Source organism: Vibrio sp. 1751, assembly GCF_033339895.1.
Taxonomy (GTDB): domain Bacteria; phylum Pseudomonadota; class Gammaproteobacteria; order Enterobacterales; family Vibrionaceae; genus Vibrio; species Vibrio alginolyticus.
On sequence record NZ_JAWOVM010000030.1, the window covers coordinates 32,026 to 48,123 of the forward strand.

A 16,098-nucleotide genomic window follows, 5' to 3' on the forward strand; every position below is an offset into this window, starting at 1 on the left:
CAAGGACCTATCATGGCACTACTTCAAATCGCAGAACCGGGCCAAAGCTCGGCACCTCATGAGCATAAGTTAGCAGCGGGTATCGACTTAGGTACTACCAACTCTTTGGTTGCTTCTGTACGTAGCGGCGATGCAACTCCACTTGCGGACGAGCAGGGCCGTACTATTTTACCTTCAGTCGTTAATTACGCTGAGGAAACGTTAACGGTCGGCCACGAAGCCAAAGCCAAAGCAGAGTTTGAACCAGAGAACACGATTATCTCTGTAAAACGTTTGATCGGTCGTTCATTAAAGGACATTCAGTCCCGTTACTCTTCACTTCCTTATCGTTTTAAAGAGAGTGAAAACGGCCTGCCAATTCTGCAAACACCTCAAGGTGACAAAAACCCGATTGAAGTATCTGCGGACATCCTAAAAGTATTGGGTAAGCGAGCTGAAGATACGTTAGGTGGTGAGTTAGCAGGTGTCGTTATTACCGTTCCTGCTTACTTTGATGACGCGCAACGTGCAGGTACAAAAGATGCGGCGAAATTAGCTGGTCTTCATGTTCTCCGTCTACTTAATGAACCAACCGCTGCGGCAATTGCTTATGGCCTAGACTCTGGTCAAGAAGGTGTGATTGCGGTTTACGATCTAGGTGGCGGTACTTTTGATATCTCTATCCTACGTTTATCGAAAGGCGTATTTGAAGTATTAGCAACAGGTGGCGATTCTGCATTAGGCGGTGACGACTTCGACCATCTATTTGCCGATTATTTAATGGAGCAAGCGGGTCTAGAAGCGCCGCTTTCTGCAGAAAAGAACCGTACACTGTTGAACATTGCTACTGAAGCTAAGATTGCTTTCTCTGAGCAAGACAGTGTTGACGTTGACGTTTTTGGTTGGAAAGGCACCGTGACTCGCGAGCAGTTCGAAGATCTGATTCGTCCGCTAGTGAAGAAAACCCTGATGTCTTGTCGTCGCGCATTAAAAGATGCGGATGTCGACGCAGATGAAGTACTCGAGGTCGTCATGGTTGGTGGCTCAACACGCACATTGCTTGTACGAGAAATGGTTGGCGAATTCTTTGGCCGTACACCACTGACAAGCATTAACCCAGATGAAGTTGTTGCAATCGGTGCGGGTATTCAAGCTGATATCCTAGCGGGTAACAAACCTGACTCTGAAATGTTGCTTCTTGATGTGATTCCACTGTCGCTCGGTATTGAAACCATGGGTGGTTTGGTCGAGAAGATCATCCCCCGCAACACTACGATTCCCGTTGCGCGTGCGCAAGAATTTACCACATTCAAAGATGGCCAAACGGCGATGAGTGTTCATGTGGTACAAGGTGAACGTGAAATGGTTGATGACTGTCGTTCACTTGCTCGCTTCTCGTTAAAAGGTATTCCTCCGATGGCAGCGGGTGCGGCACATATTCGCGTGACTTACCAAGTTGACGCAGATGGCCTTCTTTCTGTTACGGCAATGGAGAAGAGCACTGGTGTTCAATCAGAGATTCAAGTAAAACCTTCTTACGGCTTAAGTGACAATGAAGTGGCGGATATGTTGCGTGATTCAATGACGCACGCAAAAGAAGACATGCAAGCTCGTGCCTTAGCTGAGCAGCGTGTTGAAGCTGACCGAGTGATAGAAGGTTTGATTGCAGCGATGCAAGCTGATGGTGATGACTTACTATCAGAACAAGAGAAACAAAACTTGATTAAAGCCATCGAAGCCTTGATTGAGCTGCGTAATGGTGATGATGCAGATGCGATAGAGCAAGGCATTAAAGATACCGATAAAGCGAGCCAAGATTTCGCATCACGCCGTATGGATAAATCGATTCGAGCTGCGTTGTCAGGTCAATCAGTAGACGATATATAAGAGATAAGTAGTTATGCCTAAGATTATTGTATTACCACACGACGATTTGTGCCCAGAAGGTGCAGTGTTGGAAGCAAACTCTGGTGACACCGTTCTAGACGTAGCGCTAAAAAACGGTATCGGTATTGAACATGCGTGTGAGAAGTCATGTGCGTGTACTACCTGCCACGTAATCATCCGTGAAGGTTTTGATTCACTAGAAGAAAGTGAAGAACTAGAAGACGACATGCTAGATAAAGCGTGGGGTCTAGAGCCTGAGTCACGCCTAGGGTGTCAGGCGAGAATCGCTGATGAAGACTTGGTGGTAGAAATTCCTAAATACACACTAAACCACGCTTCAGAAGATCACTAAAACTATCTTCCCAATATAGGGAAGAAGCAAAAGGAAGATGAGCAATGAAATGGACAGATTCTCGCGATATCGCGATTGAACTTTGTGACAAGTTTCCAGATGTCGATCCAAAAACAGTGCGTTTTACCGATCTTCATCAATGGATCATGGAGTTAGATGAGTTTGACGATGAGCCAAACCGTTCTAATGAAAAGATTCTAGAAGCCGTTATCATGTGCTGGATGGACGAAGCAGACTAAGTCTGTAAAACACAGCCTAGTTAACAATTCTTACTAAAAAAAGCGGACCTTTAGGTCCGTTTTTTTATCCAATTGACATTTTTGCCCTACATAATGCTAACATCCGTGAGTTATTAAAAAGAAGCAGCGTAGGCAACGCTGCTATAAGACAAGGAGAAACCATGTCTACACAGATGTCTGTATTTTTAAGTCAAGAGTCGGCAGCACCACATTGGGGTGAAAAAGCACTGCTTTCATTCGCTGAAAACGGCGCAACTATTCACTTAGGTGAAGGTTATGATCTCGGCGCAATTCAACGTGCAGCTCGTCAGCTAGATGGCCAAGGAATTCGTTCTATTTTTCTTTCTGGTGATAACTGGGATCTAGAGAGCGTATGGGCTTTCCACCAAGGGTTCCGTAACCCTAAAAAACATGGCTCAGTTGAGTGGGCTGCATTGTCTGATGAAGATCAAGCAGAGCTTCAAGCTCGTATTACTTCGACTGATTTTACCCGCGATATTATCAACAAAACGGCAGAAGAAGTTGCTCCTCGTCAGCTAGCGACAATGGCTGCTGAATTCATCAAATCTGTTGCGCCGAAAGGCACGGTGACAGCTCGTATCGTCAAAGACAAAGACTTGTTGGCAGAAGGTTGGGAAGGTATTTACGCAGTAGGCCGTGGTTCTGAGCGTACTTCTGCGATGCTTCAGTTAGACTACAACCCAACTGGTGACGAAAACGCACCTGTATTCGCATGTCTTGTGGGTAAAGGCATCACCTTTGATTCCGGTGGTTACAGCTTGAAGCCTTCTACCTTCATGAGTGCAATGAAAGCAGATATGGGTGGCTCGGGTACTATAACTGGTGGCCTAGGATTAGCTATCTTGCGCGGTTTAAACAAGCGCGTAAAACTGATCTTGTGTTGTGCTGAGAACATGGTTTCTGGCCGTGCCCTTAAGCTTGGCGACATCATCACTTACAAAAACGGCAAAACCGTTGAGATTATGAATACCGACGCGGAAGGTCGCTTGGTGCTTGCAGACGGTCTTATCTACGCCAGTGAGCAAAAGCCTGAGTTAATCATTGACTGCGCGACGTTAACAGGCGCAGCGAAGAATGCGTTAGGTAACGATTACCATGCGCTAATGAGCTTTGATGATGAGCTATCGCATCAAGCGCTTACGGCGGCAAACCAGGAAAAAGAAGGCTTGTGGCCGCTACCACTTGCTGATTTCCATCGAGAAATGCTGCCATCTAATTTTGCCGATTTATCGAATATCAGCTCTGGTGATTATTCTCCAGGTGCAAGTACTGCAGCTGCATTCTTGTCTTACTTCGTTGAGGACTACAAAAAAGGCTGGTTACATTTCGACTGTGCGGGTACGTATCGTAAAGCCGCTTCTGATAAATGGGCTGCGGGAGCAACGGGTATGGGTGTTCGTACACTTGCTCGTTTCCTCAATGAGCAAGCTGGAAAATAAGATTGATTGCAGCACTCTCTTGTTTGAGTGCTGCTCTTACCCAGTAAGTCACTTTAAAAGCACAACTATTATTACAAGTACAGAAAGGAAATTTTATGGCTCTAGAAAGAACATTTTCAATCATTAAGCCTGATGCTGTAGAGCGAAACCTAATTGGTGAAATCTACAATCGTATTGAAAAGGCTGGCCTACGTATCATCGCTGCCAAAATGGTTCACCTGACAGAAGATCAGGCAAGCGGCTTTTATGCAGAGCATGAAGGTAAAGAGTTTTTCCCTCCTCTAAAAGAGTTCATGACATCTGGTCCTATTATGGTTCAGGTATTGGAAGGTGAAAATGCGATTGCACGTTACCGCGAGCTAATGGGTAAAACCAACCCAGAGGAAGCGGCATGCGGCACTTTGCGTGCTGATTACGCACTCAGCATGCGTCACAATTCAGTTCATGGTTCCGATAGCCCTGAGTCTGCCGCTCGTGAAATTGAGTTTTTCTTCCCTGAATCAGAAGTTTTCTCTCGCTAACTCGTTCATGCATCACTTTTGCGTGATGATCTAGTTCGTAACAACCTCGGATTTGTCCGAGGTTTTTTATTCCGTGTTCTCCATTTCATCGGCGAGTTCATTCGTAAGTACTCGCGAAGACGTTGGCTAATCTGAGCACCTTACAGGGGGGAAAGCTTAGTTACGTGTGTTTGTTCTCACTGCTTTCTCTGCACCACTTCTACGCTTTTGCTGTCGGTTGTCTAATCATTATTCTCACCGTAAAGTCTGATTAAAATTTAATCGTTTTTATTTTAATGCCTTAGCAAACTCAGGGTCTTACACCCCTTGTTGTCGCTGAATAAAGGCTGTACAATTCGCGCCCTTATTCTTGTTTCAGTCATTGAGAGGCAACATGACCACTGAAAAAATCAATCTACTCGACTTTGATCGCAAAGGCATGCGTCAGTTTTTCGCGGAAGAACTTGGCGAGAAAGCGTTTCGTGCCGATCAGGTTATGAAGTGGATCTACCATTTCGGTGTAGATGACTTCGAAAAAATGACAAACATCAACAAGAAGCTGCGCGAAAAGCTTTTACACAAGTGTGAAATTAAAGCACCAACTGTAGCAGAAGCTCAGCATTCTTCAGACGGCACGATCAAGTGGGCAATGAAGGTTGGTGATCAGGATGTAGAAACGGTTTACATTCCAGAAGATGATCGCGCAACGCTTTGTGTATCTTCTCAAGTAGGTTGTGCATTGGAATGTAAGTTCTGCTCAACAGCACAGCAGGGCTTTAACCGTAACTTGAAAGTTTCAGAGATCATCGGTCAGGTGTGGCGTGCTGCACGTGAAATTGGTCTTGAGAAAGAAACAGGCCGTCGCCCAATTACGAACGTCGTGATGATGGGCATGGGTGAGCCGCTTCTTAATATGAAGAACTTGATTCCTGCATTGGAGTTAATGCTGGATGACCTTGGCTTTGGTTTGTCGAAGCGTCGCGTAACCGTATCAACATCAGGTGTGGTTTCTGGTCTTGATCAGATGACGGGCAAAATCGACGTTGCGTTGGCGATCTCTCTTCATGCGCCAAATGATAAGCTGCGTAGTGAAATCATGCCAATTAACGATCGTTGGGATATTCAAGATTTCCTAGCATCCGTTCGTCGTTACATTGCTTCATCGAATGCAAACCGTGGCAAGGTAACAGTCGAGTACGTGTTGCTTGATCATGTGAACGATGACATGGACCATGCACGCGAGCTGGCTGAATTGATGAAAGACACACCATGTAAGATTAACTTGATTCCGTTTAACCCGTACCCAGGTTCACCTTACAAGAAACCAAGTAACTCACGTATTGATCGCTTCCAAAAAACATTGATGCAATACGAGCACACAGTTACGGTTCGTAAAACACGTGGTGATGACATTGATGCCGCATGTGGTCAGTTGGTCGGTGATGTAATTGACCGAACTAAACGTACGGCAATGCTGAAAGCGTCACGCGGTGCCGATACCATTGAAGTGAAAGCTGTATAAACGACCGGAATTCAAAAATAGCCAGAGCCATTCGCTCTGGCTATTTTGTTTATTGTTTAGGACATTTTCGCAAAGATTTGTGACTATCACTCTTCAACTTAAGGTTATTTGGGTATAATTTCGAATTCCTTTGTCAAAGTTTGGACAAAAGCTTGAGCTATCTGTTAGTTTGAGTGTAAAGAGTTTTTGTCTTCGTTGCGCATTCGCTTATCATGATATGTAACACTAACGATGACACCGATAATTCTCAGCACTTTCTCACATACGTTTTGCTGATTTTTGCAAAACGGGTATTCGCACTCAGATCGCTGAGAGTTTCTTAAAATTATTATTTTTGGTTAACGCGTTTAGGCTAGCTATCTTTAAAGAGGCTTAAGAACAATAACGAAAATACATGACCACGTTAGCCACTAAAACAGATTAAATACCGCCATTATGACAGAACACGAAAATACGAATGAAGTGCCACTCTCTATTGAAGCTGGCACATTACTGAAAAACAAACGTGAATCCTTGGGAATGAGCCAAAAGCAAGTTGCCGATCGCCTGAGGCTTCGCATTTCTGTGATTGAAGATATTGAAAATAACCGATTTGAATCTCAACAAGTCGCGACATTTACGCGTGGTTACTTACGCTCTTACGCTAAATTCGTAGGTCTTGATGAGAAGGTGGTTTTGACGGCGTTAGAGCAGACTGCCGATGCTCAGCCTCAAGAGCAAGAAATTGAAATGCAAAGCTTCTCTCGTAAAACAAAAGACGAGAAGCACAATAGCCGTATTATGCTCCTTACTTGGGTTATCGGGCTGGTCATTATTGGCATTTCAGCGGCATGGTGGTGGCAAAACCAACAAGAAAATAGCCTAACTAAGGAAGTAACGGATTCGAGTGTTGAAGCGCCGCAGCCCACTGCTCAAGAATTAGCTGATATCGATTTGATGACGGCTGAAGAGTTAATCGCAAGCACTCCTGAAGAAGTTGCTTCAACTAATGAAGGTGTTGCTGAATTGACTGAAGCACCCGTTGAGCAAGGGGCGGATCCTTTGCTGACTGAAACTGAAAATACAACAAGCGTAGATTCTGAAGAACCTGTTGCCGTGATTGAAGCGGCGGAAGAGGAACAGCCTGCGCCAGTAGTACCTGAAGGCATGACACTTCTTACTATGAAGTTTAAAGCGGACTGTTGGATTCAAGTAAAAGACACCAATGGTAAAACGCTGGTAAGTGGTACTCATAAGCCAGGACAAGATGTAGAACTTACCGGAAAAGCGCCATTTAAAGTGATATTAGGCGCACCGGAAGGGGTTACAATGACATTTGCAAGTGAACCTGTCGACCTTTCTGGGTATACTTCAGGCAAAGTAGCTAGATTCACTCTACCGTTATAAAAAATTATGCAACACGAATCTCCAATTATTCGTCGTAAATCGACGCGTATTTATGTGGGTGATGTGCCAATTGGTGATGGTGCGCCAATTGCAGTACAGTCAATGACTAACACTCGCACGACTGACGTAGAAGCGACAGTCGCTCAAATCCGAGCACTAGAAAAAGTCGGCGCAGATATCGTTCGAGTTTCTGTACCTACGATGGACGCAGCAGAAGCTTTCAAACTGATTAAACAGCAAGTTTCTGTACCATTAGTGGCTGATATTCATTTCGACTATCGTATCGCGCTGAAAGTTGCGGAGTACGGAGTTGACTGTTTACGTATCAACCCTGGTAACATCGGCAATGAAGAGCGCATTCGCGCTGTTGTTGATTGCGCTCGCGATAAAAACATCCCGATCCGTATTGGTGTCAATGGTGGATCTTTGGAAAAAGATCTACAGATGAAATACGGTGAGCCTACGCCAGAAGCCTTGGTTGAATCGGCGATGCGTCACGTAGATCATCTCGATCGTCTTAACTTTGACCAATTTAAAGTTAGCGTGAAAGCTTCAGACGTTTTTCTTGCGGTGGATTCATATCGTCTGCTGGCGAAGAAAATCGATCAGCCTCTTCATTTAGGTATCACAGAGGCGGGTGGTGCTCGAGCTGGCGCTGTTAAGTCATCTGTTGGCTTAGGTATGCTGTTATCTGAAGGGATAGGCGATACGCTGCGTATCTCTTTGGCTGCCGATCCAGTTGAAGAAATCAAAGTCGGTTTCGACATCCTTAAATCTCTGCGCATTCGCTCTCGAGGCATCAACTTTATTGCGTGCCCAAGCTGCTCACGCCAAGAATTCGATGTGATTGGTACGGTGAATGCACTGGAGCAACGTTTAGAAGACATCATCACGCCAATGGATGTGTCTATCATCGGTTGTGTGGTAAACGGCCCTGGTGAAGCAGAAGTTTCTCACTTAGGTCTAGCAGGTAGTAACAAGAAGAGCGCATTCTACGAAGATGGTAAACGCCAGAAAGAGCGCTTTGATAACGATGACCTTGTGAATAAGCTAGAAGCTAAGATCCGTGCGAAAGCAGCTATGATGAATGGCGAAAACCGCATCGAAGTTAAAGTACAAGATTAATCTCAACGAGAATTACGGTAAGTATTGTGGCAAAAACAATTCAAGCAATTCGAGGCATGAACGATTGCCTCCCAACTCAGTCGCCACTGTGGCAAAAACTAGAAAACACAGTGAAAAATGTAATTAGCGCATACGGTTATAACGAAGTGCGCATGCCAATCGTTGAAGAAACAAACCTATTCAGCCGCGCTGTTGGTGAAGAAACAGACGTCGTTTCAAAAGAAATGTACACTTTTGATGACCGTAACGGCGACAGCCTAACACTTCGCCCAGAAGGTACGGCGGGTTGTGTACGTTCATGTATCCAAAACAGCCTGATCAACCGTGATGAACAGCGTCTGTGGTACATGGGGCCTATGTTCCGCCATGAACGTCCGCAGAAAGGTCGTTACCGTCAATTCCACCAGTGTGGTGTTGAGGTGTTTGGTCTAAATGGTCCAGATGTTGATGCAGAGCTTATCATGATGACGGCGCGTTTATGGCGTGAGCTAGGTATCAATGAACATGTTCGTCTTGAGCTGAACTCTATCGGTTCTCAAGAAGACCGCGCAGACTACCGTACTGCACTGGTTGCATTCCTTGAGCAACATATTGATGTGCTAGATGAAGATTGTAAGCGTCGCATGCACACGAACCCACTGCGTGTTCTGGATACGAAGAACCCAGACGTTCAAGCTATTTTAGGTGATGCGCCTCGCCTTTCAGATTACTTGGGTGAAGAATCTAAAGCACACTTCGCAGGTCTATGTGAACTTTTAGACGCTGCAGGTATCAAATACACAGTTAACGAACGTCTAGTTCGTGGTCTGGATTACTACAATCGCACGGTATTTGAGTGGATCACTGAGAGCCTAGGTGCTCAAGGCACTGTATGTGGCGGTGGTCGTTACGATGGCCTTGTAGAGCAATTAGGTGGTAAACCAACACCAGCGGTCGGCTTTGCAATGGGCCTAGAGCGTCTAGTACTGATGCTAGAAACGTTGGAACTGACAGACGTTCGTCGCAGTGTTGACGTGTACGTAGTCACTGCGGGTGAAGGCACCATGATGGCAGGAATGAAGCTAGCAGAACAGCTTCGCGAGTCTGTTCCAGGCGTTCGTGTGATGAATCACTTCGGTGGCGGTAACTTCAAGAAACAGTTTAAACGCGCAGACAAAGTTGGTGCTGTTGTAGCATTGGTTCTGGGCGAAAACGAAGTTGCGGATAACACCGTAGTACTGAAAGACTTAGCTGGTGGTGAGCAAGAGACTTACAACCAAGCAGAAGTTGCAGAAAAGATCGCAGCACTGATTTAAGTCTTTTAGTAATCTAACAAAATTACATCCTAGTTCGTAAGCTAAGGCTCCCAAATGTGGAGCCTTTAAACGAAATAGGAACAATGGCAGCTAAGCTGCCATTTACATGTTTTAAGAGGACAGGAAGTGGAACTTTACGATACTGAAGAACAACAAGTTGAAGCCATTAAAGACTGGTGGAAGGAAAACGGCAAAGCCGTCATCATCGGTGCGGTTGTTGGTTTAGGTGGTCTATTTGGCTGGCGTTACTACCAGGATTCTGTGATTCAGGCGAGTGAAGCAGCTTCTCAAAGCTACACGACAGCAATGAATGCTTTGCAAGACAAAGGCACTGATGCTCAAGCTGACGTGAAAGCTTTCATTGAGTCAAATGAAGTAAAAGAATATTCAGTATTGGCTGCACTACAACTTGCTAAAGCACAAGTTGAAGCTCAAGACCTTTCTGCTGCATTGGAGCAACTGAAGTGGGCGCAAAGCAACACTCAAGATGCTGCGTTGTTACCATTGATTAGTTACCGCATTGCGCGTATTGAGACGGAAATGGGTAACTTCGACGCTGCAACGGCAGAGCTAAGTAACGTCACTGATACAGCATGGACAGGTCGTATTGCTGAACTTCGTGGCGATATTGCGATTCGCCAAGGTGACAAAGATGCTGCGTACGCTGCGTATACTGAAGCTCAGCAAGCGGCAGATGCAAGCCCGACACTACAAATGAAATTGGACGATCTGGCGAAATAAGGACCGCATTGGATGAAAAGAGTCTTTAAGAAAGCCTTGCTAGGGGCGTTAACAATGGGAGTACTTGCCGGTTGTGCAGGTGAGAAAGACACCATTGTAATGGCGCCACTACCTCAGGTAGACAGTCAGTTTACAACCAGTAGTGAGTGGAGCACGTCGGTTGGCGATGGTGTCGGTCATTACTTTTCAAAACTATCCCCTGTATTTGCGAATGATACATTGTTCGTGGCAAGTCGTGATGGCTTAGTAAAAGCGCTGGATCCTGAAAACGGTAAACAACGTTGGCAAACGGACCTAGAAGAAGATGTCATTGCTCGTCTCTCTGGTGGTATCACAGCGGCATACGGAAACCTTTACATTGGCTCTGAGAATGGTGAAGTCACCTCTCTTGACCAAGAAACAGGTGAAATTGTTTGGCGTGTAAAAGTTGGTGGTGAGGTACTGGCGAAGCCAGTTGCAGATTCAGGCCTTATTATCATCAATACTAGCCGAGGCATGTTGATTGCCCTTAATGAGAGTACAGGTGAGCAACGCTGGGCATTGAGTACAGAAGTGCCGAACTTAACTTTACGTGGCGACAGTACTCCGACTGCAATTGGCGGCGGTGTATTTTGGGGAACGGCAAATGGCCGACTCGCAGCTGCTATCGTTGAGCGTGGTCAGTTGATTTGGCAACAGCCTGTTGGTACGCCAAAAGGCGCGACAGAAATTGATCGTTTGGTTGACGTTGATTCATCGCCAATTGTGCTAGGCGGTACTCTTTTCACCATTGGATACAATGGTCAACTTATCGCCATTGACTTGCGTTCAGCGAACCCGATTTGGAAGCGTAATTACTCATCTGCGACAGACATTTCTACAGATGGTAGTCGCATCTTTGTGATAACGGAAAAAGATCATGTTGTTGCCGTTGATTCACGAAGCGGGACTGAGTTGTGGGAAAACAGCTTGCTTGAGCACCGACAACTTACAGCGCCAGTTATTGTTGGTAATTATCTCGTTGTCGGTGACACGCTTGGTTACCTTCACTGGATGGATCGTTCAACGGGCGAATTTGTTGCGCAGCAGTTTGTCGATGATAGCGGCTTGGCTGTTGGCCCGACGTTATTGTCGGATGGTTATGTGATTACAACTCGCAACGGCGATGTAAAGAAACTAACCATTAACGAATAATATCGTGATATAATTCACATTCGGCTCCTGGCTGGTGACAGCTAGGAGCCGTTTTGTTGTTTGAATTTATTAACCCTGACGTGGTTATAGGTAAAAAGCTGGTTTGATTTGGCATCGAGCAAGTCGTTACCTATAACTACAGAAGAAAGATTATTGTAGAGGTTGTTATGGTACCTGTTGTAGCTCTAGTAGGGCGTCCGAACGTAGGTAAATCTACACTATTTAACCGATTGACTCGCACTCGTGACGCGTTGGTTGCGGACTTTCCAGGCCTAACGCGAGACCGTAAATATGGCCAGGCGAGACTTGGTGAAGAGCACGAATTCATTGTGATTGATACTGGTGGTATCGATGGCACAGAAGAAGGCGTGGAAACAAAGATGGCAGAACAGTCATTAGCCGCGATTGATGAGGCTGATGTTGTATTGTTCCTTGTTGACGGTCGTGCTGGTCTGACACCTTCAGATGAAGCAATTGCTGCGCATCTGCGTAAAATTGAAAAGCCAGCGATGCTGGTAGTAAACAAAATCGATGGTATTGATGCCGATGCGGCGTGTGCTGATTTTTGGCAGCTCGGCGTGGATGATATGTACCAGATTGCGGCTGCTCATGGCCGTGGTGTGACCGCTTTGCTTGAGCGTGCTTTATCTCCATTCTTTGATGATCTACTAACAAGTGAATCTGAAGAAGGTGAGATTGAAGACCTGACTGGATTCGAAGACGAAGAGCCTCTTGTTGAAGATTACACTGAAGAAGACGCAGAAGCTGAATTCAAACGCCTTCAAGAGCAGCCGATTAAGTTGGCGATCATCGGTCGTCCTAACGTAGGCAAATCGACACTGACTAACCGTATTCTGGGTGAAGAACGTGTGGTTGTATACGATATGCCTGGTACAACGCGCGATTCTATCTACATCCCGATGGAGCGTGATGGACGCGAATACGTACTAATTGACACCGCAGGTGTTCGTCGTCGTGGTCGTATCAATGAAACGGTTGAAAAGTTCTCTGTTGTTAAGACGCTGAAAGCGGTAGAAGATGCAAACGTCGTTCTACTGGTGATTGATGCTCGTGAAAATATTTCAGACCAAGACCTAAGCTTGCTTGGTTTTGCACTGAATGCTGGCCGCTCAATTGTCATCGCCGTTAACAAGTGGGATGGTCTAGACAGTGACGTGAAAGAAAGCGTGAAGAAAGAACTGGACCGCCGTCTAGGATTCGTCGACTTCGCGCGTATCCACTTTATCTCTGCGCTGCACGGTACTGGCGTTGGTCACTTGTTTGAATCTATCCAAGAAGCATATAACTCGGCGACAACGCGTGTGGGTACGTCAGTACTGACGCGTATCATGAAGATGGCTGTGGATGATCACCAACCGCCAATGGTTCGTGGTCGTCGTATCAAACTCAAATACGCACACGCAGGTGGTTACAACCCACCGATCGTTGTTATCCACGGTAACATGGTTCGTGAATTGCCAGATTCGTATAAACGTTATCTGATGAACTACTTCCGTAAGTCTCTGGAAATTATGGGAACACCGATTCGCATTAACTTCCACAACAGTGATAACCCATACGAGAACCGTACGAATAAGCTTACGCTATCACAAGAGCGTAAACGTAAGCGTATGATGTCGATAGTGAAAAACCGCAATAAATAATGAAATTCGAATACCCAAGTTTCTACTTGGGTATTTTTTTATCAAAAGTAATCGTAAAAATGACTATCACAGCAACAAAGACTCGTTTTTGTCATCAAACATGGCAATTAGAAGCACAAATACAGCTCGTTCAATATACGGAAGAAGTGACTTACGTTATTACAGATGTCACGCCGTTCCATCCCGTTAGTCACATATGGCCGGATCACCCTGCAGACAAAGGAACGTTGAAGGTGAATGGGGCTGAGCATGACGTAGTAGATTGCCAAGTTGGGGCAGTGGAGCAGGAAAGTGGTGCTCTGTATGTGGGTAGTGACATCCCTGTAAAGCGTGATGCTGAAGGTTGGGTGTTTGTCGTTGTGCATGTTTTATCACGTACGGAATCACTTGTTACTGATGATTTGGTGACATTGGCGGTAGATAAGGATTACCAACGCGCTTTGAGTCGAGGCCACACTGCAGGACACTTAGCGTATTTGGCGTTGAATAAAGTACTAGCGGAAGACTATTGGCGAAAAGACGCAGACCGCAAAGACCCACATGGTTATTATGACTTTAATAGCTATGCACAAGTTACGAGTTATGTTACTCCAGACAAGTGCCTCGATACGTACCGTTTAGGCAAAACACTCCGTAAAAGAGGATTAAACAGTGCAGATATGCTGAATGACCTCCAGGCGATTGCAAAAAAAGTGAATAGCCAACTTGTGGAATGGCTTCGACGAGATGCGATGATCACCATGGAATGCCACGGTGACAGATTAACGGATTCTCGCTATTGGAAGTGCGATTTAGGGGAAGGTCAATTAGCGGTAATCCCTTGTGGTGGAACGCATGCGAGCCATTTAAATGAGTTTGCTTTTATCCAAGTTAAACTCGTTAAGCTCGACGCTCAAACTATCGAAATGCACACCAATGTAAACACTGCTTTTTGAATAAGATCTTTTTATTAAATTCTGATTTTTCGTTTAATTAAATCTCTTTAAGGTTTTTTATTCTGTCTTAAATTGGAATGCAGAATATGTAACTTATGCTTTCGGTGTGTGGTTATATAAATATTCTTTTAAGGGGTGATCGCTGATCAAGGAGTAAATATCAGACGATCAGTATAAGATCCTACGTATCAAGTATGGTTAACGCCTCGTGAAACTTGTTGGGGCGGTGATGAAGATCAACATACTTGTTCGCTATTTTGAGTAGCATGCGTTACTCGAAATTGCTTAGTTTAGAGAGAGGAACGGGATATGCAGCAGAACATTTGCCCGACTTGCAATGTCGAACTGGAATGGACAGGACAATACCATTGTGCACAGTGTGAATCGGATTTTAAAAAAGTAGGTTTTTGCCCTGATTGTGAGGCGGAGCTGGAGAAGCTGCAAGCATGCGGTGCTGCGAGTTACTTTTGTAATGTGTGTAATGAACTCAAATCAAAATCACGTGTCCGATTTGAGTTCCAGAAAATCAGTTAACCAGAGTTTGTATTCAGTTAACGGTAGAGCGAACGTCGCCTTCGGCTAATCGAGTAATCAATATATCTCCCGATTTTGCATCTGAAGATTGAGTAATCACTTTACCTTGCTCAGTTTGAGTAATTGAGTAACCTCGTTTCAATGTCGCTAGTGGGCTGACGGTGTCTAACTTCTCTGCAGCAATCGCGAGTTGATGGCGCATAGTCAGTAATTTGCGATCCATTGCATCCATGAGCTTTTGCTCAACACGTTCTAGCTTCGACTTCTGCTCGGCAAGGCGTGTTACAGGAGAATTTAATTGCAGCCGATAATGTTGACGCTCGATTCGCTGTTGACGCAAGGCAATAAAACGACTCATCGCTCGCTGTAAGCGCATGTCCAACTCATCTAACTGTTGCGTCTGACGTTGCAAGCGATAGCTTGGGTGCTGTCTCTCTAGACGGTGCACTAATTGAGCAGATTGCTGCTTTTGTTGTGCTAGGTAGTAACGCATCGCACTCGCTAACTTATGCTGGCGGGTAACTAAAGCTTGATCTTTGTGGCTGTTATCACGGCTTACTAGCTCAGCGGCTGCTGATGGAGTAGGCGCGCGTACGTCGGCGACAAAATCAGCTATTGTCACGTCAACTTCATGTCCAACGGCGCTAATAATAGGAATTTGGCTTGCTGCAATCGTGCGAGCTAATATCTCGTTGTTAAAGCACCATAAGTCTTCTAATGAACCACCACCTCGGCCCACAATTAGTACATCACATTCATCACGGCTGTTAGCGCGACCAATGGCTTGTGCAATTTGAATGGCTGCGTCCTCACCTTGTACCACTGTCGGATAAATCACAACAGGTAGGGAAGGATCACGACGTTTCAATACGTCTAAGATATCGTAAAGCGCGGCACCAGTTTTCGATGTGATGACGCCAACACGTTTAGGGTGCTCAGGCAAAGATTGCTTATTGATTTGCGCGAACAACCCTTCTGCTGCAAGCTTCATTTTCAGCTCTTCAAACTCTTGTTGAAGACGGCCATCACCTTCCGGTTGCATGCTTTCGATGATCAATTGGTAGTCACCGCGAGGCTCATAAAGAGACAGACGAGCTTTTACTAGGACTTGATTACCGTTAGCGGGTTTGAAAGTAACGCGGCGATTGTTACCACGAAACATGGCACATTTAACTTGAGCGCGAGAGTCTTTAAGAGTGAGGTACCAGTGACCAGAGACAGGAGCTGAAAAGTTGGATATCTCTCCGACGAGCCAAACGATCCCCATTTCGTTTTCAAGGAGTAAACGAACTTCCGCGTTGAGACG

General features: G+C 45.4%; 15 protein-coding genes. 14 read left to right on the plus strand and 1 reads right to left on the minus strand.

The features are described 5' to 3' along the window. The first annotated feature begins 12 nt into the window (after window positions 1-12). The 14 genes from hscA (at window position 13) to R7041_RS11905 (ending at window position 14,792) form a co-directional block, all read left to right on the plus strand. Window positions 13-1,866, plus strand: a complete 1,854-nt coding sequence (hscA, locus tag R7041_RS11840) for a Fe-S protein assembly chaperone HscA (RefSeq protein ID WP_017820567.1) — start codon at window positions 13-15, stop codon at window positions 1,864-1,866. A 13-nt stretch (window positions 1,867-1,879) separates the two neighbouring features. Continuing rightward, window positions 1,880-2,218: an ISC system 2Fe-2S type ferredoxin gene (gene fdx / locus R7041_RS11845; RefSeq protein WP_005381713.1), complete on the plus strand. Its 339-nt coding sequence runs from the start codon at window positions 1,880-1,882 to the stop codon at window positions 2,216-2,218. A gap of 44 nt (window positions 2,219-2,262) precedes the next feature. Next, the gene (gene iscX, locus R7041_RS11850) at window positions 2,263-2,457 is read left to right on the plus strand and encodes a Fe-S cluster assembly protein IscX (RefSeq protein WP_005381711.1); all 195 of its coding nucleotides are present in this window, start codon (window positions 2,263-2,265) and stop codon (window positions 2,455-2,457) included. Between the two features lie 161 nt (window positions 2,458-2,618). Next, entirely contained in the window at window positions 2,619-3,917 is a 1,299-nt protein-coding gene (gene pepB, locus R7041_RS11855) for an aminopeptidase PepB (protein ID WP_042521166.1), read from the plus strand. Between the two features lie 95 nt (window positions 3,918-4,012). Then, window positions 4,013-4,438, plus strand: coding sequence for a nucleoside-diphosphate kinase (gene ndk, locus R7041_RS11860; RefSeq protein ID WP_042521171.1), 426 nt, complete (start codon window positions 4,013-4,015; stop codon window positions 4,436-4,438). 373 nt (window positions 4,439-4,811) lie between these two features. After that, window positions 4,812-5,939 (plus strand): bifunctional tRNA (adenosine(37)-C2)-methyltransferase TrmG/ribosomal RNA large subunit methyltransferase RlmN, encoded by a 1,128-nt coding sequence (locus R7041_RS11865; RefSeq protein WP_017633913.1) that lies wholly within the window; start codon window positions 4,812-4,814, stop codon window positions 5,937-5,939. Between the two features lie 435 nt (window positions 5,940-6,374). Beyond that, window positions 6,375-7,325, plus strand: a complete 951-nt coding sequence (gene rodZ / locus R7041_RS11870) for a cytoskeleton protein RodZ (protein ID WP_005383707.1) — start codon at window positions 6,375-6,377, stop codon at window positions 7,323-7,325. Window positions 7,326-7,331: 6 nt separating this feature from the next. Next, on the plus strand, window positions 7,332-8,450 hold the full coding sequence (gene ispG, locus R7041_RS11875) for a flavodoxin-dependent (E)-4-hydroxy-3-methylbut-2-enyl-diphosphate synthase (RefSeq protein WP_005381699.1): 1,119 nt from the start codon (window positions 7,332-7,334) through the stop codon (window positions 8,448-8,450). A gap of 26 nt (window positions 8,451-8,476) precedes the next feature. Then, complete coding sequence (gene hisS, locus R7041_RS11880; protein WP_005381698.1) at window positions 8,477-9,745, plus strand: histidine--tRNA ligase; 1,269 nt, start codon at window positions 8,477-8,479, stop codon at window positions 9,743-9,745. A gap of 126 nt (window positions 9,746-9,871) precedes the next feature. Further along, window positions 9,872-10,486: a YfgM family protein gene (locus tag R7041_RS11885; protein ID WP_005381697.1), complete on the plus strand. Its 615-nt coding sequence runs from the start codon at window positions 9,872-9,874 to the stop codon at window positions 10,484-10,486. Window positions 10,487-10,498: 12 nt separating this feature from the next. Continuing rightward, entirely contained in the window at window positions 10,499-11,659 is a 1,161-nt protein-coding gene (bamB, locus tag R7041_RS11890) for an outer membrane protein assembly factor BamB (RefSeq protein ID WP_042521175.1), read from the plus strand. A gap of 167 nt (window positions 11,660-11,826) precedes the next feature. Beyond that, window positions 11,827-13,323 carry a ribosome biogenesis GTPase Der gene (gene der / locus R7041_RS11895; RefSeq protein ID WP_042521178.1) on the plus strand — a complete coding sequence of 499 codons (1,497 nt, stop codon included), beginning with the start codon at window positions 11,827-11,829 and terminating at the stop codon, window positions 13,321-13,323. Window positions 13,324-13,382: 59 nt separating this feature from the next. Next, window positions 13,383-14,258 carry a metal-dependent hydrolase gene (locus R7041_RS11900; RefSeq protein WP_025768864.1) on the plus strand — a complete coding sequence of 292 codons (876 nt, stop codon included), beginning with the start codon at window positions 13,383-13,385 and terminating at the stop codon, window positions 14,256-14,258. 309 nt (window positions 14,259-14,567) lie between these two features. After that, the gene (locus R7041_RS11905; protein WP_012842112.1) at window positions 14,568-14,792 is read left to right on the plus strand and encodes a zinc ribbon domain-containing protein; all 225 of its coding nucleotides are present in this window, start codon (window positions 14,568-14,570) and stop codon (window positions 14,790-14,792) included. A gap of 13 nt (window positions 14,793-14,805) precedes the next feature. Here the strand turns inward: R7041_RS11905 and xseA are convergent. After that, the coding region (xseA, locus tag R7041_RS11910; RefSeq protein WP_318128636.1) for an exodeoxyribonuclease VII large subunit at window positions 14,806-16,098 on the minus strand (1,293 nt) is incomplete at its 5' end.